Raw genomic sequence first — 17,202 nt, forward strand, 5'->3', positions numbered from 1 at the left:
GGCGTGCCCGCGAATGCGATGGTGAATTTACTGACGCATTCGCGGGCACGCCCGCTCCCACAGGGCCTTCTGTTGTCTTGAAAACGAGCTTTTATTTTCGGTTATATAAACATTCTTAAACATTATTTTTAAGAATAACCCCGCCTCACTACTATTGCCCTCAAGCCAGGCGCAAATCCCCCTTCAAACCTCAGCCCGGCACCCTCACTCCAAGGAGAACGAGCATGAGTGCATCTCTGCGTAGCATCGACGGTCAGGACGAAGCCACCATTCTGCGTGAAATCCAGAGCGCTCTGCGCGACCTGCGATTCGGTGCGGTGGAGATTACCGTGCACAACGCTCAGGTCGTGCAGATCGAGCGCAAGGAGAAGTTCCGCCTGCAGCAGCCCGGCAACAAGACCGGCTGATCGCGCCACACATTCAAAACTAGAAAAATGCCAATCGGGAGCTTCACCATGTCCATCCGCCGTTATGCGCTCGCCGCCCTGGCCAGTGCTGTTTTTGCCGGTTCCGCCATCGCCAAGGACTACGAACTGCTGAACGTGTCCTACGACCCGACCCGCGAGCTCTATCAGCAATACAACGCCGAGTTCATCAAGCACTGGCAGCAGGCTCACCCGGGCGACAAGGTGAAGATCCAGCAATCCCACGGCGGTTCGGGCAAGCAGGCCCGTGCGGTGATCGACGGACTGCGTGCCGACGTGGTGACCTTGGCCCTGGCCGGCGACATCGATGAAGTCGCCAAGCTCGGCAAGAGCCTACCGGACAACTGGCAGAGCCGCCTGCCGAATGCCAGCACCCCGTACACCTCGACCATTGTGTTCCTGGTGCGCAAGGGCAACCCGAAAGGCATCAAGGACTGGGGCGACCTGATCAAGAAAGACGTTTCGGTCATCACCCCCAACCCGAAAACCTCCGGCGGCGCCCGTTGGAATTTCCTGGCTGCCTGGGCCTATGGCCTGAAGGCCGGCGGTAGCGAAGCAAAGGCCAAGGAATACGTGCAGGAGCTGTTCAAGCACGTTCCGGTGCTGGATACCGGCGCCCGTGGCTCGACCATCACCTTCGTCAATAACGGCCAGGGCGATGTGCTGTTGGCCTGGGAAAACGAGGCCTTCCTGGCGCTGAAGGAAGACGGTGGTGCCGACAAGTTCGACATCGTCGTGCCGTCGTTGTCGATCCTCGCCGAGCCGCCGGTGGCGGTGGTGGACAAGAACGCCGAGAAGAAGGGCAATACCGAGATTGCCACCGAATACCTCAAGCACCTGTACAGCCCGGCCGGGCAGAAGATTGCCGCCGAGAACTTCTACCGCCCGCGTGACGAGAAGGTCGCTGCCGAGTTCGGCAAGCAATTCCCGAAACTTGAGCTGGTAACCATCGACAAGGACTTTGGTGGCTGGAAAACTGCACAACCGAAATTCTTCAACGATGGCGGTGTGTTCGACCAGATCTATCAGGCACAGTAATCGCCAAGGAAAAGCGGGGCCGCTATGCGGCCCATTCGCGACGCAAGGCCGCTCCCACAAGGAACCGCAATCTCCTGTGGGAGCGGCCTTGCGTCGCGATTGGGCTGCAAAGCAGCCCCAGGATTCAGAAGCCTGCACCGGCCCGGGATTGATTCCGGGTTTCGTGCGTTCAACCAGGGATATTTATGTCACGCCGCATTTCCCCCGTCATACCCGGCTTCGGGCTGACGCTGGGCTACACCTTGGTGTACCTCAGCCTGATCGTGCTGATACCGCTGGCCGCCATGTTCGTGCATGCCGCGCAGCTTACCTGGGAGCAGTTCTGGAACGTCATCAGCGCGCCGCGGGTGATTGCCGCGCTCAAGCTGAGTTTCGGCACCGCCCTGTTCGCCGCCATCATCAACGGTGTGATCGGTACCCTGCTGGCATGGGTGCTGGTGCGCTACACCTTCCCTGGGCGCAAGATCATCGATGCGATGATCGACCTGCCGTTCGCCCTGCCCACGGCCGTAGCCGGTATCGCCCTGACCGCCCTGTACGCACCCTCGGGCTGGGTTGGCCAGTTCGCCACCGACCTGGGCTTCAAGATCGCCTACACCCCGCTGGGTATCACCCTGGCGCTGACCTTCGTCACCCTGCCGTTCGTGGTGCGGACAGTGCAGCCGGTACTGGCCGACATTCCGCGTGAAGTGGAGGAGGCTGCCGCCTGCCTGGGCGCCAAGCCGCTGCAAGTGTTCCGCCACGTGCTGGCGCCAGCGTTGCTGCCTGCCTGGCTGACAGGCTTTGCCCTGGCCTTCGCCCGTGGCGTGGGCGAGTATGGTTCGGTGATCTTCATTGCCGGCAACATGCCGATGAAGACCGAGATCCTGCCGCTGCTGATCATGGTCAAGCTCGACCAGTACGACTACACCGGCGCGACCGCCATTGGCGTGCTGATGCTGGTGGTTTCCTTCATCCTGCTGCTGCTGATCAACCTGCTGCAGCGCCGCATCGAAACCCCTTGAAGGAGGCCGGCATGTCCAGTTCATCCCTGAATGCAACCGCCGCCGCCAACGCCGCCCGCCGGGGCAGCGCCACTTCGCGGCGTATCTTGATCGGCCTAGGCTGGCTGGTGTTCGCGCTGTTCCTGCTGCTGCCGCTGGTGATCGTGGTATCGCAGGCACTGAAGAACGGTTTTGGCACCTTCTTCGAGGCGATCTTCGAGCCGGATGCGTTGTCGGCGCTGAAGCTGACCCTGCTCGCCGTGGTCATTTCGGTGCCGCTGAACCTGGTGTTCGGCGTCAGCGCCGCCTGGTGCGTGAGCAAGTACACCTTCCGTGGCAAGAGTATCCTGGTCACCCTGATCGACCTGCCGTTCTCGGTGTCGCCGGTGATCGCCGGCCTGGTCTACGTGCTGATGTTCGGTGCGCAAGGCCTGTTCGGGCCGTGGCTGCAGGACCACGATATCCAGATCGTGTTCGCCCTGCCGGGCATCGTTCTGGCCACCATCTTCGTCACCGTACCGTTCGTGGCCCGTGAGCTGATACCGCTGATGCAGGAGCAGGGCACCCAGGAAGAGGAGGCCGCGCGCCTGCTCGGTGCCAATGGTTGGCAGATGTTCTGGCACGTGACCCTGCCGAACATCAAATGGGGCCTGATCTATGGCGTGGTGCTGTGCACTGCGCGGGCAATGGGCGAGTTTGGTGCGGTGTCGGTCGTGTCGGGCCACATTCGCGGCGTGACCAATACCTTGCCGCTGCACGTGGAGATCCTCTACAACGAGTACAACCATGTCGCGGCCTTCAGCGTGGCCAGCCTGCTGCTGATCCTGGCGCTCTTCATCCTGCTGCTCAAGCAGTGGAGCGAGAACCGTATTAACCGCCTGCGCCACAGCGCCGCGGAGGAATGATTCATGTCGATCGAAGTTCGTAACGTCAGCAAGCGCTTCAACAGCTTCCAGGCCCTGGACAACATCAACCTGGACATCAACAGCGGCGAGCTGGTGGCCCTGCTCGGCCCGTCCGGCTGCGGCAAGACCACCCTGCTGCGCATCATCGCCGGCCTGGAAACCCCGGACCAGGGCAATATCGTGTTCCATGGCGAGGACGTGTCCGGCCATGACGTTCGCGACCGCAACGTCGGTTTCGTGTTCCAGCACTACGCGTTGTTCCGCCACATGAGTGTGTTCGACAACGTCGCCTTCGGCCTGCGCATGAAGCCCAAGGGCGAGCGTCCGAGCGAGAGCAAGATTGCCGAGAAGGTGCATGAACTGCTGAACATGGTGCAGCTGGACTGGCTGTCCGACCGCTACCCCGAGCAGTTGTCCGGTGGCCAGCGCCAGCGTATCGCCCTGGCTCGTGCGCTGGCGGTGGAGCCCAAGGTGCTGCTGCTGGACGAGCCGTTCGGTGCGCTGGATGCCAAGGTGCGCAAGGAGCTGCGTCGCTGGCTGGCGCGCCTGCACGAGGACATCAACCTGACGTCGGTGTTCGTCACCCACGACCAGGAAGAGGCCATGGAAGTGGCTGACCGCATCGTGGTGATGAACAAGGGCGTGATCGAGCAGATCGGCTCGCCGGGCGAGGTGTACGAGCACCCGGCCAACGACTTCGTCTACCACTTCCTTGGTGACTCCAACCGCCTGGCCTTGAGCGAAGGGCATCATGTGCTGTTCCGCCCGCATGAGGTGTCGCTGTCGCGGCACGAGACCGAAGGGCACCATGCAGCCGAGGTGAGGGATATTCGGCCGCTGGGCGCGACCACGCGGGTGACCTTGAAGGTGGAGGGGCAGAGCGAGCTGATCGAGGCCGAAGTGGTCAAGGACCATGACAGCCTGACCGGGTTGGCGCGGGGGGAGACATTGTTCTTCCGGCCGAAGGTTTGGCAGAAGGTAGCGGATATCTGAGTCGCCTTTGATGATGAAAAACCCGGGATTGGTCCCGGGTTTTTTATTGCCTGGGAGATTGTCGGGGCTGCTTTTCAGCCCATCGCCGGCAAGCCCTCGCGGAAATCTCATGCCTTGCGCGAATATTTTGAATGCCTGCAAAGCATGATTCATGGCTCGCTCTGCTACACCCCGCGTAACTCGCGGCGTTGAGAAAACTTGCCAAAATATATATTCAGTAAAGTTCTAACCATAATTTTAAACATTACTTTAAGAGATAAGCCCCTGACCCCGATGATTCAGCCACACACCTGAATCGAGACCCCAGGAGTTTGATCAATGGGTAATGTCCAGTCGGCCGTCAGGGCCTACGACCAGCCATGGCGCCCGGCCCCGGGCGACCTGGTCGACCTTGGACGCACGCTTCGCCTCCCGCTTGGCCAGCTGCGCCTGCAACGCACGCCCGTCAGTGGGCTCAAGCGCCGCGACAAGCTGGTGTTGGGCCTGCTGGTGCTGGCCTTGCATGGCGCAGCAGCGTATTGGGTCAGCCAGGCACCAACGCCCGAGCTGCCGGTGGTGCCACCGCAAGTACCACCGATGACCATCGAGTTCGCCGCGCCGGCACCGCCTGTGGTCGAGCCACCGCCACCAGCCCCGGCACCGCCGGTAGTCCAGCCGCCACCGCCGCCTGTTGTCGACGAACTGGCCGCCAAGCCCAAACCCAAACCAAAGCCCGTGCCCAAGCCGGTGGTCAAGCAACAGCCAAAACCGCAGCCCAAGCCGGTCGAGGCCCCGCCGCCAGCCCTTGTAGCCGCTCCGGCACCGCCAGCGCCACCCGCGCCGGCCCCGGTCACCCCAGCATCGGCCAACGCTGCGTACCTGAAGAATCCAGCGCCCGAGTACCCGCAGATGGCTCAGCGCCGCGGTTGGGAAGGCACCGTGCTGCTGCGCGTCGAGGTGCTGCCCAGCGGCAAGCCCGGGCAGATCCAGATCCAGAAGAGCAGCGGCCGCGATGCCCTCGACGCTGCCGCACTGGCTGCGGTCAAGCGCTGGAGCTTCGTGCCTGCCAAGCAGGGCGACGTGGCCCAGACCGGCTGGGTCAGCGTGCCGATCGATTTCAAGCTTCGCTAACTTTTTCGCAGAACACAGGAAGACATCATCATGAGCCTGCTGGCATCCCCCCTCGAATCCGTTGAAAGCGCAGTCATCTGGCTGCTGGTCGGTTTTTCTGTCGTCACCTGGGGCCTGGCCCTGGTCAAGGTCGTGCAGTTCGTGCGGCTGAAGAACCAGGACAAGCGCTTCCACCAGCAGTTCTGGGCTGCTTCGAGCCTGGACTCGGCTGCCGAGCCTAGCCACGAACTGCCTGGCCCTGCCGCCCGTGTTGCCCAGGCCGGTTATGCCGCCATCGCCGTCGGTGACAGCCAGGCCAATGACCTGAGCCACGCCATCAACCACCAAGACCGCCTGGAACGCGCCCTGCGCCAGCAGATCGTGCGTGAGCGCCGTTCGCTGGAAACCGGCCTGGCGGTGGTCGCCAGTATTGGCAGTACCTCGCCCTTCATCGGCCTGTTCGGCACCGTGTGGGGCATCATGGAAGCGCTCAAGGGCATCAGCGCGGCCGGTTCCGCCAGCCTGGAAACCGTGGCCGGGCCGATTGGCGCGGCACTGGTGGCCACCGGCGTGGGTATCGCCGTCGCGGTGCCGGCGGTGCTGGTCTACAACTACTTCCTGCGCCGCCTCAAGCTTACCGCCGCCGACCTCGATGATTTCGCCCACGACTTCTACAGCCTGGCGCAGAAGAGTGCCTTCCGCGTGCTGGTGCACCCGGCGGTGCACAGGCCCCAGGCCGGTTTCACCCAGCCTGTGAAGGAGGCATCCTGACATGGCCTTTTCGACCCAGGACAGTGATGAAGTCCTCAGTGAAATCAACGTCACGCCGTTGGTGGACGTCATGCTGGTGTTGCTGGTGGTGTTCATCGTTACCGCGCCGCTGCTGACCAATGCCATACCCATCAACCTGCCCAAGACCGAGGCCGTGGCCCCGGTGGAGCAGAAGGACCCGCTGGTGGTCAGCATCGATGGTGACGGCAAGTTGTTCATCAACAAGGACGAGATCCAGCCCGACTTGCTGGAAACCAGCCTCAAAGCCGCCAAAAGCAAGGACGCGGACGTGCGCGTACAACTGCAGGCCGATGACGGTGTGAACTACGGCGAAGTGGCGCGGGCCATGGCGGCTATCGAACGTGCCGGGATCAGCAAGCTGGCAGTGATTACCGCGCGCTGATCTCGTCGACTTTCTTCAGGCAAGTGCTTAGGGGCCATATCTCTTGGCAGGGGATGGCCCTTTTTTTTGCCAGGATTTCATGGCTATCAATGCTCCCACAGGGATTGCATTTCGGTTATTAATAAATAGCTTCTTATTCCTTTACTGATATAACTCCCTCCCTATACTTGTCTCCAAGCACGCAAACTCACTGGAGGCGTCCCCATGCGCAATGAGTCGATTCGTTACCTGATTGTGCCGGGCTGGCAAGGATCGCCAGACAACCATTGGCAAAGTCACTGGCAGCGCACCCTGCCCAACAGCACCCGGGTCGAGCAGCACGACTGGCTGACCCCGCAACGCCAGGACTGGGTGCAGGCACTGGAGCAGGCGATTGCCGCCGAGCGCTCGCCGGTGATTCTGATTGCCCATAGCCTGGGCTGCATAACCGTCGCTCATTGGGCCGCGCAAGCCAGCCCGGCCCTGCTGCGGCGGGTACGGGGCGCGCTGCTGGTGGCGCCAGCAGACGTAGAGCGGCCGACCTGCGCGCCGGCTCTGCGCAATTTCGCGCCGATCCCGACCGAAGCACTGCCATTTCCCAGCCAGGTGGTCAGCTCGGACAACGACCCGGCCGTAAGCGTGCCAAGGGCGTTATACCTGGCCCAGGTCTGGGGCGCCGAAGCAGGGCTGCTGACCAATGCCGGGCACATCAACGTCAAGTCCGGCCATGAGCGCTGGGAACAAGGTTTCGCCTACCTGTATCGCTTGCAGAGCCGGGTCGAGCAGCGCGCACTGCGCCGCGCCTGATCGCCCTTACTGTTTACCGCTTGCCTGACGCCCGGCCATTGCAGGCCTGGGGCGGGAGTTCGTCATGACTTTTCAAAACCCTTTTGGCCAGCCATTGCTGACCTTCCCTGAGCTGGACAAGAGCCCGCTGAGCATCCGCGCCAAGGCACTGGTGTTCATCGACCCACGGTCACAGCAGCTGCGCGAGGAGCTCGAGCGCCTGGCGCCACAGCCCTTGCCAGTGCTGATCCGCGGCGAAACCGGCACTGGCAAGGAACTGCTGGCCCGGCAGATCCACCGTGCCAGTGACCGCAGCGGGCTGTTCGTGTCGGTCAACTGCGCGGCCATCAGCCCCACCTACGCCGATGCCGAGCTGTTCGGCTACAGTGCGGGCAGCCAGGGCGGCACAGCCAGCAGCCGCGCCGGCTGGTTCGGCTCGGCCAACGGCGGCACGTTGTACCTGGACGAGATCGCCGACTTGCCGCTGGCCATCCAGGGCAAGCTGCTGGCAGCCCTGGAAAACCGCGAGGTTACCCGGGTGGGTGCACAGCAGCCGCAGCCGGTGGACGTGCGCCTGGTGGCTGCTACCAGCATCGACCTGGCGCGGGTGGTGCGCGCGGGACGCTTCAACGAGCGCCTGTATCAGTACCTGCGCGAGGGGGCGCTGGAGCTGCCGCCACTGCGCGAGCGGCCGGGCGATATCCTGCCGTTGGCCGAGTACTTCGTGGGCATCTACAGCGTGCGCCTGCAGCGGCCTGTGCCGCTCGTGAGCGAGGCGGCGCAGCAGGTGCTGGAAGCACATCCCTGGCCGGGCAACACCCGTGAACTGGAGAACGTCATCCACTTCGCCTTGCTGGTGAATGACGGCGAAGAGATCCTGGTTGAGGACCTCGACCTGGCAAACCCCGCGCGCTAGACACCGCTCATAAGCAAAGTGGCTGATGGCAGTTTGCTTTTGGAATAAGCAGCTAAATAAAAGATATTGTTACGGAATAAAAAATCTGGGTATTGTCCGCCTCACGCCCGCTCGTGAACCGGTTGGGCACCCGATTCGCCATCGCCGATGGCCCAGAACCAGAACAAGGATCACCATGAAGAAGACCCTGCTGACCACTGCCCTGGCCGCTGCCCTGTCGTTTGCCGGCCTGGCTGCTGCCGCCGAGAAACTGGTGGTTGCCGCCACCCCGGTACCGCACGCCGAAATCCTCGAGCTGATCAAGCCGACCCTGGCCAAGGAAGGTGTGGACCTTCAGATCAAGGTCTTCACCGACTATGTGCAGCCGAACGTCCAGGTTGACCAGAAGCGCCTGGACGCCAACTACTTCCAGACCCTGCCGTACCTGCAGAACTTCAACGAAGGCAAGGGCACCCACCTGGATACCGTGATCGGCGTGCACGTCGAACCCTTCGGTGGTTACTCGAAGAAGGTCAAGAGCCTGAGTGAACTGAAGGAAGGCGCTACCGTTGCCATCCCTAACGAGGGCAGCAACAGCGGCCGCGCTCTGCTGCTGTTGCAGAAGGCTGGCCTGATCACCCTGAAGGATCCGAAGAACGCCCTGGCCACCCCCAAGGACATTGCCGAGAACCCGAAGAAGCTGAAGTTCCGCGAGCTTGAGTCGGCCATGCTGCCGCGCGTGCTGGACCAGGTCGACCTGGACATGATCAACACCAACTACGCCCTGGAAGCCGGCCTGAACCCGGCCAAGGACGCGCTGGTGATCGAAGGTAGCGACTCGCCATACGTGAACTTCCTGGTCGCCCGCCCTGACAACAAGGACAGCGAAGCCATCCAGAAACTGGCCAAGGCCCTGACCAGCCCGGAAGTGAAGGAATTCATCGCCAAGAAGTACCAAGGTGCGGTGCTGCCGGCGTTCTGATGCGCTTGCATTACCTTGCATGACCCAACGCCGACACTCTTGTGTCGGCGTTTTCATTTCTGGGCTTTAGCCGCGAAGAATTCAACGTGGTGCATGGCACCGGCTGCGCCGGTGTTCGCGGCTAAAGCCGCTCCCACAAGGTCCTGTGTGCGCCGGCAATACATGCCATCAGCGCTGAATTCTCAGTGATATGCATATGCGATAAAGATATTTATTAAAAAGTTTTTAGATCATTAGAGTCTAGATATCGTGCCCACGCGCACCCTGCAGACCTGCTTTACCCATGACCCTCGACACCGCATTCATCCTCGGCACGCTGCCCGCCTTCCTCAAGGCCGTGGGCGTGACCCTGCAGGTCGGCCTGATCGCCATCACCACCTCGCTGCTGGTCGCCCTGGTCAACGCCACAGTGCTGGTATTACGCACCCCGTACCTGTGGCGCCTGGTAAAAGCCTACGTGGAGCTTGCACGCAACACGCCGCTGCTGATCCAGCTGTTCTTCGTCTACTTCGCCTTGCCCAGCCTGGGCCTGAAGATTTCCGGCTTTGCTGCAGCGATCATCACCATGACCTTCATGGGCGGTGCCTACCTGACCGAGGTGCTGCGTGCCGGCATCGAGGCTGTGCCCCGTGCCCAGCTGGAGTCCGGTCGCTCCATCGGCTTGTCCGAAGGCCAGTTGCTGCGCCATGTGGTGCTGCCCCAGGCCGGCATCCTCAGCCTGCCGGCACTGTTCGCCAACTTCATCTTCCTGCTCAAGGAAACCACCGTGGTTTCGGCGGTGGCCGTGCCGGAAATTCTCTACACCACCAAGAACTACATCGCGCTGTATTACAAGACCTATGAAATGCTCACCGTGCTGACCTTGCTATGTGTGCTGCTGTTCCTGCCGCTGTCGTTGCTGCTGCGCTATATCGAAAGGAGGCTGCAACATGGCCAGTTCGGCGTCTGAACTGCTGCTGCAGGCATTGCCGCAACTGGCTGGCGGCGCGGTGCAGACCCTGGCCATTTCTGCGCTGGGCATCCTCTTCGCGACGCTGGGCGGTGTGCTCTATGGTGTGCTGGCAACCTTGGGCAACCGTACCCTGAACATTGCCTTGCAAGTGTACCTGGAGCTGTTCCGTGCCATACCGGTGCTGGTCTGGCTTTATCTGGCGTTCTTCGGCCTGCCGATCTTTCTGGCCGTGAGCATTCCCAGCTTCTGGTGCGCGGTGCTGGTGCTGGGCCTGTGGGGCGCCAGCGAGGTGGGCGAGGTGGTGCGTGGCGCATTGCACTCGCTGCCGCGCGGCCAGCGCGAGGCGGGGTTGTCGATCGGTCTGGCAGGCTGGCAGCTGTACGGCTACGTGCTGTTGCCCCAGGCGCTCAAGCGCATGACCCCGCCAACCATCAACATCTACACGCGGATCATCAAGACCAGCTCGCTGGCGGTGCTGATCGGCGTGGTCGAGGTGATCAAGGCCGGCCAGCAGATCATCGAACGCACCTACGAGTCGGTGCTGATCTACGGCGCCTTGTTCCTGTTCTTCTTCATCGTCTGCTATCCGCTGTCCGCCGCTTCACGCGTGCTGGAACGCCGCTGGGCCCACTCATGAGCGCATTGATCGAATTCCAGGGTTTCAACAAGTTCTTTGGCGAGCACCAGGTGCTCAAGGACGTCGACCTCCAGGTGGCGGCCGGCGAGGTGGTGGTCATTCTCGGCCCCAGCGGCTGTGGCAAAAGCACGCTGCTGCGCTGCCTCAACGGCCTGGAGCAGGCCCACGGCGGCCACCTGCGCCTGGCCGGGCAGGAGCTGCTCGACCCGCGTACCGATTGGCGCGAAGTCCGCCAGCGGGTCGGCATGGTGTTCCAGAGCTATCACCTGTTCGGTCACATGAGCGTGATCGACAACCTGCTGCTTGGCCCGCTCAAGGTACAAAGGCGCGAGCGCGCCGAAGCCCAGGCCCAGGCCGAGGCGCTGCTGGCGCGGGTCGGCCTGCTGGACAAACGCGACGCCTTTCCCCGGCAACTGTCCGGGGGCCAGCAGCAGCGCATAGCCATTGTGCGTTCGCTGTGCATGAACCCCGAGGTGATGCTGTTCGACGAGGTTACCGCGGCCCTCGACCCAGAAATGGTCAAGGAGGTGCTACAGGTGATCCAGGGCCTGGCACGCGACGGCATGACCTTGCTCATCGTTACCCACGAAATGGCCTTCGCTCGCGCGGTGGCCGACCGCATCGTGTTCATGGAGGCCGGCAGGATCCTTGAACAGGGCGACCCCGAGAGCTTCTTCACACGACCGCGGACCGCACGCGCGCAGCAGTTCCTGGAGAAATTCTCCTTCGTAGAAAGCCTGCCGAAGACACTGCACAAGGAACTGTCATGAAAACTGCCAACCTCACCAAACTGCTAGCGCCGTTGTTCGGCCTGGCCCTGCTGGCCGGCTGCAACAAGGCTGAAGAGCCACCCAAGCCGGCGGCGGCCTCGCCGGCCACCAGCTACCTGGAAACCATCAAGGCCCGCGACAAGCTGATTGTCGGCGTGTTCACCGACAAGCCACCGTTCGGTTTCGTCGATGAGCAGGGCCGCTACGTGGGCTTTGACACCGATATCGGCCGGCGCCTGGCCAAGGACCTGCTGGGTGATGAAAACAAGGTCGAGTTCGTTGCCGTGGAGCCGGCCAGCCGTATCCCGTTCCTGCAGAGCGACAAGGTCGACCTGATTCTCGCCAACATGACCGTGACCCCGGAGCGCAAGGAAGCGGTGGACTTCACCAACCCCAACCTGCGCGTTGCCGTGCAGGCAATCGTCGCGGATGGCAGCCCGGTGCAGAAGCTCGACGACCTGGCCGACAAGACCATCATCGTCACCACCGGCACCACCGCTGATATCTGGCTGACCAAGAACCACCCGGACTGGAAACTGCTCAAGTTCGAAAAGAACAGCGAGTCGTTGCAGGCGCTGGCCGCCGGGCGTGGCGATGCTTATGCGCAGGACAACCTGATTCTGTTCAGCTGGGCCAAGCAGAACCCGGGGTACCGCGTGTTGCCTGAGCTGCTGGGTGAAGAAGCCCCGATTGCACCGGCGGTGAAGAAGGGCAACACCGAACTGCGTGACTGGGTGAATGCCGAGCTGGCCAAGCTGGGGGAGGAGAAGTTTCTGCTGAAGCTGTATGACCAGTATGTGCGCAAGGAACTGAGCGATGACACCAAGCCGGAAAGCGTGATTGTGGAAGGGGGCAAGTGGCAAGGTTAGTCGGGTAAATGGGGCCATTGTGGGAGCGGGTTCACCCGCGAACACCGGCTAAGCCGGTGCCATGCACCGAGTTGCCTGCTTCGCGGGTGAACCCGCTCCCACAAGGGCTGCAAGGCAGCCCCCGGCAATATCACTGGTTGCGCGGCAGCCAGTTCAACAGGAATTCATTCACCACCCGCGGGTTCTCCAGGCTGGAGATATGCCCCGCAAACGGAATCTGCGCCGCCAGGCAGCCAATGATCCGCGCCATTTCATTGGACTCTTCCGGCGGCCGTGGAATGTCCTGGTCGCCGCAGATCACGATGGTCCGCTCACTTACCAGTTCTCCCAGTCGCGACAGCAAGTCTGGCCGGCCAAAGATCACTCGCCCCATCGGGTCGAGACTGTGCCGAATCACCTCGGCACTACTCGCCTTCAATGCTGCGCGGAAGCCTTCGCGCACTTGCGGCACAGTCTGCCCGCCTGCATGGAAGAAGATCGGTACGACGATGTCCAGCAATGGCTCCGGGAACAGCCCTGCAGCACTGGCGGCGTCAAGCAGGCCGAAGTACTTGAGCCGGGTCGCCTCCGGCTCGGCACCGAGGTACGTGTCCATCAGCACCAGGCGGTCTACCCGCTCAGGGTGTTCCAGGGCCAGTTGCGCGCCCCACATGCCGCCGACCGACAGGCCGACCAAATGGCATTTGCCAATGTCCAGGGCGTCCAGCAGTGCCAGATGCTGGCGGGCCAGAGCGCTCATGTCGATGGTCGTGGCAGGCGGAGCATCTGAGCCGCCGTGGCCCCACAGCTCGGGGACGATGACGCGGAAGTGTGCTGACAAGGCTTCGATTTGTGGCTGCCACATCTCGGCGGACCACAGGTAGCTGTGGCCGAGCACGACCGGAAAGCCCTGGCCCTGGTCGATGTAGCTCATGCGGGCGCCGTCGATTTCGATGAAGTGTCTTTGCATGGAATGGGTCTCGGCTGTGAGTGCGGTGAGGTATTCGAAATTGTTGGGGGCCGCTTTGCGGCCCATTCGCAGCACAAGCTGCTCCTACCAGGATCGCGGTCTCTTGCAGGAGCAGCCTTTTACTTGGCTGGCACCAGACGCAACGTACTCTGCGCCGGAATCACCCCCATCTGCGCCTTCTGGTACTGCCCCTGCACGTACCCTTCGGCCTGATCCGCAAAATGCCTGTCGAACGGTACACCACTCTGCCCGACCGGGTTGGTGGTCAGCGCCTGCCCGGCATCGGCAAAGTCGACCAGCCGCCGCGTCGACGGCCCGTAGGTCACCGGCCATGGCGCCGGGCCGATCTTCGCAGATAGGTTGTTCGGCACTTCATGAGTGCCCGGTGCGGCGATCGGGCCAACGTTGAAGAACAGGTTCAGCGGCTTTTTGACCCCTAGCGGGTGGTTGTGGGTCAGGGTATGGGCCTTGCCCCAATGCCAGCTGGCAGGATCATTCCCCAGGGTCTTGTGCAGGTGCTTCAAGCTGTTCTGCCACGCCGTGCGCACCACGGCGGTTCGGTCGGTGCGCTGGTTGGTTCCGCGGGTGTTCCACCACGGCGAATCGGCATCCGCTGCCAGGCGCGGCAGGGCAGCGTCGATGGCGCGGGTGCTGATCAGCACCGGGAACCAAGTGTCGCCCAGCTCGTCATGCAAGGCCGCGAATGCCAGCTCATAGAGGAACTGGTTGAACAGCGTGGCACTTGTCGAGTCGAGCGGGTAGTCGCCGCTCCAGGCTGCCAGTTGCTCGACCAGTTCCTTCTCTTCGTCACCTTCGGCTACTGCGCGCAGCGTTGCCAGCAATGGTGCAAGGGTGCGCGGGCCATGGTCGCTGGCGGTGTCCAGCTGCAGCGCCTGGCTGTTTTGGGTATCCCACTTCACCCCGGGGTTGGCCAGGTGGCGATCGAGCTGGCGACCTCGGTCCGGCAGGTTGTAGTAACCGGGGATCGGCACCGCCGCCGGAGGCTGGTAGTTGGCCGAGACAATGTAGCCGCGCGGCGGGTTCTCCTGTTGTGGGTTGACGCTGAAGGGATAGAAGCCGAGCTTGTCGGCCTGCGCACTTGCACCGTCAAGGATGAACGCGGGGTCGACGCCGTCGGGGCGGATCGGCAACTGCGCCGCCGCCCACCAGCCGATATCGCCACGGGCATTGGCCCACACCAGGTTAAGCCCCGGTGCATGCACCTTGGCCGCGGCCTCGCGCATCTTGCCCAGGGTATCGGCGCGGTTGAGCTGGTAGAAACCGTCGAGGATCGGGTTTTCGGTTTCCAGGAACGCCCACCACATGGCGATTGGCGTGGGCCCGGCAGTGGCGCCCAGCACGTCGTTGACGATCGGGCCATGGGGCGAGCGACGCAGGCTGAGGGTGACCGGTGCTTCGCCTTTGACGGCAATCTGTTGCTCGGTCTTTTCCAGCGCCTGCCATTTGCCATCGACCATCACCTGGTTGGCGTCGGCCGGGTTGGTGCGTTCGGCGATCAGGTCGACGTCGTCGTTCTGGAACATGGTCAGGCTCCAGCCGAAGTCGCGGTTGTGGCCGAGCAGGGCGAACGGGTTGAGAGCCTGGAAGTAGCCATACAGGTTGAAGCCCGGCGCCGACAGCTCGGCCTCGTACCACACAGCTGGCACTGCGAAACCAATGTGCGGGTCACCGGCCAGCAGCGGCTTGCCGCTGCGGGTACGGCTGCCGGCCACGGCCCAGGCGTTGCTGCCTTCGAATTGCGGGATGCCCGCATCGCCCAGGGCGTCATGGCTGAGGCGGGCGAGCGCCTCCAGGCTTTGCCAGTCGGCAGCGGCCAGCGGTGTACTCAGGGCGCCCTCGGGCCGCCAGGCGAGATCGAAGATGTTCAGGTACTCCGGGCCCAGCTGGTCGCGGATGTAGGTCAGCGCGGGCTCGGTGCGAAACGCGGCGGCAAAACTGTAGGCCAGGTAGCCGGCGATGCTCAGGGTGTCTTCGGGGCTGAACGGACGCGGGGTGATGCCAAGCAGGTCGAATTCCATGGGCTTGGGGTGGCTGGCCTGCCAGCTGTTCACCCCGTCGAGGTAGGCTTGCAGGGCTTGCCAGGCGGGTGATTGCCGGTCCTGACGCTTGGCCATCAGCGCTGCCTGTTCGCGAATACGCAGGCTGCGGAACAGGGTGTCGGTGGGCAGCAGCTTGTCGCCCAGCACCTCGGCCAGCTCACCCCGTGCCAGGCGGCGCAGGATCTCCATCTGGAACAGCCGGTCCTGGGCATGCACATAACCGAGGGCGCGGTACAGGTCCTGTTCGCTCTGCGCCTGCAGGTGCGGTACGCCGCGGGCGTCGTAGCGCACGCTGACCGGCGCCTGCAGGCCGGCGATGGCCACCTCGCCCTCGCGTTGCGGCAGCTTGCCCTGCACGTACCAGTATCCGGCGCCGGCGGCCACGGCAACCACCACGGCCAACAGGGTCAGGCTGCGCTTCATGCAGGCTCCTTGTGCGTTCAAGAGAAAAATGTGGTCCGATGATCGGCGGATTCGCGAACAGAGCATAGCCCCAGGAAGGAGTTTCCATGTCCCTCAGCGAAAAACAGAAAATGCTTGCAGGCCAGCTCTACCACGCTGGCTGCCCCGAGCTGCAGGCCGAGCAGATCGCCAACAAGCACTGGATGCACCGCTACAACAGCAGTGTCGAATTGCTCAACGACGCACGTCATGGGCTTTTGGTAGAGCACTTTGGCCAGGTCGGCGAAGGCGCGGTGATCCGCCCGCCGTTCTATTGCGACTATGGCTACAACATCAGCGTCGGCCGCAACACCTTCATGAATTTCAGCTGCGTGATCCTCGACGTGCTGCCGGTGCGTATCGGTGACGACTGCCAGATCGGCCCCAACGTGCAGATCTATACCGCTGACCACCCGCTCGACCCCGAGGTGCGCCGCACAGGGCTGGAGAGTGGCCGGCCGGTGACTATCGGCAACAACGTGTGGATCGGCGGCGCGGCGATCATCCTGCCGGGGGTGACCATTGGCGACAAGGCCGTGGTGGGTGCCGGTAGTGTCGTTACCCGTGACGTGCCGGCTGGTGCGGTGGTGGTGGGCAACCCTGCGCGGGTGCGTCAGCCGGCCCAAGGGCAGTAGCAGCCCACCGCCAGGGTATTGGAGGCACTCACCTGGCGGTCGTCGAGTAGCGCCTTGAGGATCGGCTCGATAAAGCTGTTGCTGGCGTTGCACACCGCGCCTTCACTGTAGGGGCCGAAGTAGGCCAGGTTACCTTGCCGGTCCCAGATGGCCACGGCCGGGGAGGCGGGCAGGTGTTCGCTGCCGGGCACGCTGGCGAGTGGCTTGAGGCCGGTGAGGTTGGCGGGCAACTGGCCGTCGCTGTCGGGCTTTTGCAGCACATGGAAGGCCACGCCCTGGCCGGCGAACTGGCTGACCAGGTCGCCCAGGTGCTGCTGGTTGCCGACGTTGCACGGGCAGGCTGGGTCCCAGAAATGCACTACCCGGATCGGGCCGGGGCCGGCCAGTTCGGGGGGCAACTGCAGCTGGCTGCCGTCGAACAGCGTGGCCTGGTTGTCGAACGGGCGCAGGTAGCGGGCCTGGAAGGCGGTGTAGGCCTGCCAGACCAAAGTGGTGCAGAGCAGCAAGGCGAGGGCGATCAGGACTGGTTTGGCAAGGCGGGTCGGCATGGATGTCTGTGGGTTTCTTGTGGTGGGTCCACTGGCCCTATCGCCGGCAAGCCAGCTCCCACAGGATATCACCAGGCCTGAGGCCGGTAACC

General features: G+C 63.0%; 19 protein-coding genes. 16 read left to right on the forward strand and 3 right to left on the reverse strand.

Annotation, left to right across the window (positions count from 1 at the left end; all coding sequences use genetic code 11):
• Nucleotides 1–224 precede the first annotated feature (224 nt).
• From oscA to IRZ77_RS25460, 15 genes are all read left to right on the forward strand, one after another.
• Complete coding sequence (gene oscA / locus IRZ77_RS25390; RefSeq protein ID WP_003258557.1) at nt 225–407, forward strand: sulfur starvation response protein OscA; 183 nt, start codon at nt 225–227, stop codon at nt 405–407.
• 48 nt (nt 408–455) lie between these two features.
• Complete coding sequence (locus tag IRZ77_RS25395) at nt 456–1,463, forward strand: sulfate ABC transporter substrate-binding protein (protein WP_046613606.1); 1,008 nt, start codon at nt 456–458, stop codon at nt 1,461–1,463.
• A gap of 185 nt (nt 1,464–1,648) precedes the next feature.
• A complete protein-coding gene (gene cysT / locus IRZ77_RS25400; protein ID WP_046613605.1) occupies nt 1,649–2,467 on the forward strand; it encodes a sulfate ABC transporter permease subunit CysT in 819 nt (272 codons plus the stop codon).
• Nucleotides 2,468–2,478: 11 nt separating this feature from the next.
• Nucleotides 2,479–3,351: a sulfate ABC transporter permease subunit CysW gene (gene cysW, locus IRZ77_RS25405; RefSeq protein WP_025341027.1), complete on the forward strand. Its 873-nt coding sequence runs from the start codon at nt 2,479–2,481 to the stop codon at nt 3,349–3,351.
• Between the two features lie 3 nt (nt 3,352–3,354).
• Nucleotides 3,355–4,344 (forward strand): sulfate/molybdate ABC transporter ATP-binding protein, encoded by a 990-nt coding sequence (locus IRZ77_RS25410; protein ID WP_013974693.1) that lies wholly within the window; start codon nt 3,355–3,357, stop codon nt 4,342–4,344.
• Between the two features lie 318 nt (nt 4,345–4,662).
• Nucleotides 4,663–5,454 carry an energy transducer TonB gene (locus tag IRZ77_RS25415; RefSeq protein ID WP_196174589.1) on the forward strand — a complete coding sequence of 264 codons (792 nt, stop codon included), beginning with the start codon at nt 4,663–4,665 and terminating at the stop codon, nt 5,452–5,454.
• A 30-nt stretch (nt 5,455–5,484) separates the two neighbouring features.
• The gene (locus IRZ77_RS25420) at nt 5,485–6,204 is read left to right on the forward strand and encodes a MotA/TolQ/ExbB proton channel family protein (protein ID WP_046613603.1); all 720 of its coding nucleotides are present in this window, start codon (nt 5,485–5,487) and stop codon (nt 6,202–6,204) included.
• A gap of 1 nt (nt 6,205) precedes the next feature.
• Nucleotides 6,206–6,607, forward strand: coding sequence for an ExbD/TolR family protein (locus IRZ77_RS25425; protein ID WP_046613602.1), 402 nt, complete (start codon nt 6,206–6,208; stop codon nt 6,605–6,607).
• Between the two features lie 204 nt (nt 6,608–6,811).
• On the forward strand, nt 6,812–7,393 hold the full coding sequence (locus IRZ77_RS25430) for an alpha/beta hydrolase (RefSeq protein ID WP_046613601.1): 582 nt from the start codon (nt 6,812–6,814) through the stop codon (nt 7,391–7,393).
• 64 nt (nt 7,394–7,457) lie between these two features.
• On the forward strand, nt 7,458–8,288 hold the full coding sequence (locus tag IRZ77_RS25435) for a sigma 54-interacting transcriptional regulator (protein ID WP_196174590.1): 831 nt from the start codon (nt 7,458–7,460) through the stop codon (nt 8,286–8,288).
• Between the two features lie 175 nt (nt 8,289–8,463).
• On the forward strand, nt 8,464–9,249 hold the full coding sequence (locus IRZ77_RS25440) for a MetQ/NlpA family ABC transporter substrate-binding protein (RefSeq protein WP_025341021.1): 786 nt from the start codon (nt 8,464–8,466) through the stop codon (nt 9,247–9,249).
• A 283-nt stretch (nt 9,250–9,532) separates the two neighbouring features.
• On the forward strand, nt 9,533–10,198 hold the full coding sequence (locus IRZ77_RS25445) for an amino acid ABC transporter permease (RefSeq protein ID WP_085601840.1): 666 nt from the start codon (nt 9,533–9,535) through the stop codon (nt 10,196–10,198).
• On the forward strand, nt 10,179–10,838 hold the full coding sequence (locus IRZ77_RS25450) for an amino acid ABC transporter permease (RefSeq protein WP_046613598.1): 660 nt from the start codon (nt 10,179–10,181) through the stop codon (nt 10,836–10,838). The genes IRZ77_RS25445 and IRZ77_RS25450 overlap by 20 nt, the downstream gene beginning before the upstream one ends.
• Entirely contained in the window at nt 10,835–11,608 is a 774-nt protein-coding gene (locus IRZ77_RS25455) for an amino acid ABC transporter ATP-binding protein (RefSeq protein WP_046613597.1), read from the forward strand. Before IRZ77_RS25450 ends, IRZ77_RS25455 begins: the two co-directional genes overlap by 4 nt.
• Nucleotides 11,605–12,477, forward strand: coding sequence for a transporter substrate-binding domain-containing protein (locus IRZ77_RS25460; protein WP_046613596.1), 873 nt, complete (start codon nt 11,605–11,607; stop codon nt 12,475–12,477). Before IRZ77_RS25455 ends, IRZ77_RS25460 begins: the two co-directional genes overlap by 4 nt.
• A gap of 130 nt (nt 12,478–12,607) precedes the next feature.
• Here the strand turns inward: IRZ77_RS25460 and IRZ77_RS25465 are convergent, their stop codons facing one another.
• Both IRZ77_RS25465 and IRZ77_RS25470 read right to left on the reverse strand, forming a co-directional pair.
• Nucleotides 12,608–13,426: an alpha/beta fold hydrolase gene (locus tag IRZ77_RS25465; RefSeq protein ID WP_108480290.1), complete on the reverse strand. Its 819-nt coding sequence runs from the start codon at nt 13,424–13,426 to the stop codon at nt 12,608–12,610.
• 119 nt (nt 13,427–13,545) lie between these two features.
• Nucleotides 13,546–15,909, reverse strand: coding sequence for a penicillin acylase family protein (locus IRZ77_RS25470; protein WP_196174591.1), 2,364 nt, complete (start codon nt 15,907–15,909; stop codon nt 13,546–13,548).
• A gap of 86 nt (nt 15,910–15,995) precedes the next feature.
• Here IRZ77_RS25470 and IRZ77_RS25475 point away from each other — a divergent pair, with 86 nt between their 5' ends.
• The gene (locus IRZ77_RS25475) at nt 15,996–16,562 is read left to right on the forward strand and encodes a sugar O-acetyltransferase (protein WP_196174592.1); all 567 of its coding nucleotides are present in this window, start codon (nt 15,996–15,998) and stop codon (nt 16,560–16,562) included.
• Here the strand turns inward: IRZ77_RS25475 and IRZ77_RS25480 are convergent.
• Nucleotides 16,541–17,110, reverse strand: a complete 570-nt coding sequence (locus tag IRZ77_RS25480; protein WP_196174593.1) for a DUF6436 domain-containing protein — start codon at nt 17,108–17,110, stop codon at nt 16,541–16,543. The two genes, IRZ77_RS25475 and IRZ77_RS25480, sit on opposite strands and share 22 nt — an antisense overlap.
• Nucleotides 17,111–17,202 lie beyond the last annotated feature (92 nt).

The sequence above is a fragment of the Pseudomonas pudica genome, assembly GCF_015680405.1.
Classification (GTDB): domain Bacteria; phylum Pseudomonadota; class Gammaproteobacteria; order Pseudomonadales; family Pseudomonadaceae; genus Aquipseudomonas; species Aquipseudomonas pudica.

Bases quoted from the DNA above. Each gene is read 5' to 3' on its own strand.
- IRZ77_RS25435 (WP_196174590.1), top strand. From the start codon at position 7,458: ATGACTTTTCAAAACCCTTTTGGCCAGCCATTGCTGACCTTCCCTGAG.
- IRZ77_RS25430 (WP_046613601.1), top strand. From the start codon at position 6,812: ATGCGCAATGAGTCGATTCGTTACCTGATTGTGCCGGGCTGGCAAGGA.
- IRZ77_RS25460 (WP_046613596.1), top strand. From the start codon at position 11,605: ATGAAAACTGCCAACCTCACCAAACTGCTAGCGCCGTTGTTCGGCCTG.
- IRZ77_RS25480 (WP_196174593.1), bottom strand. From the start codon at position 17,110: ATGCCGACCCGCCTTGCCAAACCAGTCCTGATCGCCCTCGCCTTGCTG.
- IRZ77_RS25445 (WP_085601840.1), top strand. From the start codon at position 9,533: ATGACCCTCGACACCGCATTCATCCTCGGCACGCTGCCCGCCTTCCTC.
- cysW (WP_025341027.1), top strand. From the start codon at position 2,479: ATGTCCAGTTCATCCCTGAATGCAACCGCCGCCGCCAACGCCGCCCGC.
- IRZ77_RS25455 (WP_046613597.1), top strand. From the start codon at position 10,835: ATGAGCGCATTGATCGAATTCCAGGGTTTCAACAAGTTCTTTGGCGAG.
- IRZ77_RS25410 (WP_013974693.1), top strand. From the start codon at position 3,355: ATGTCGATCGAAGTTCGTAACGTCAGCAAGCGCTTCAACAGCTTCCAG.
- oscA (WP_003258557.1), top strand. From the start codon at position 225: ATGAGTGCATCTCTGCGTAGCATCGACGGTCAGGACGAAGCCACCATT.
- IRZ77_RS25465 (WP_108480290.1), bottom strand. From the start codon at position 13,426: ATGCAAAGACACTTCATCGAAATCGACGGCGCCCGCATGAGCTACATC.
- IRZ77_RS25470 (WP_196174591.1), bottom strand. From the start codon at position 15,909: ATGAAGCGCAGCCTGACCCTGTTGGCCGTGGTGGTTGCCGTGGCCGCC.
- IRZ77_RS25420 (WP_046613603.1), top strand. From the start codon at position 5,485: ATGAGCCTGCTGGCATCCCCCCTCGAATCCGTTGAAAGCGCAGTCATC.
- IRZ77_RS25475 (WP_196174592.1), top strand. From the start codon at position 15,996: ATGTCCCTCAGCGAAAAACAGAAAATGCTTGCAGGCCAGCTCTACCAC.
- IRZ77_RS25450 (WP_046613598.1), top strand. From the start codon at position 10,179: ATGGCCAGTTCGGCGTCTGAACTGCTGCTGCAGGCATTGCCGCAACTG.
- IRZ77_RS25425 (WP_046613602.1), top strand. From the start codon at position 6,206: ATGGCCTTTTCGACCCAGGACAGTGATGAAGTCCTCAGTGAAATCAAC.
- cysT (WP_046613605.1), top strand. From the start codon at position 1,649: ATGTCACGCCGCATTTCCCCCGTCATACCCGGCTTCGGGCTGACGCTG.
- IRZ77_RS25440 (WP_025341021.1), top strand. From the start codon at position 8,464: ATGAAGAAGACCCTGCTGACCACTGCCCTGGCCGCTGCCCTGTCGTTT.
- IRZ77_RS25395 (WP_046613606.1), top strand. From the start codon at position 456: ATGTCCATCCGCCGTTATGCGCTCGCCGCCCTGGCCAGTGCTGTTTTT.
- IRZ77_RS25415 (WP_196174589.1), top strand. From the start codon at position 4,663: ATGGGTAATGTCCAGTCGGCCGTCAGGGCCTACGACCAGCCATGGCGC.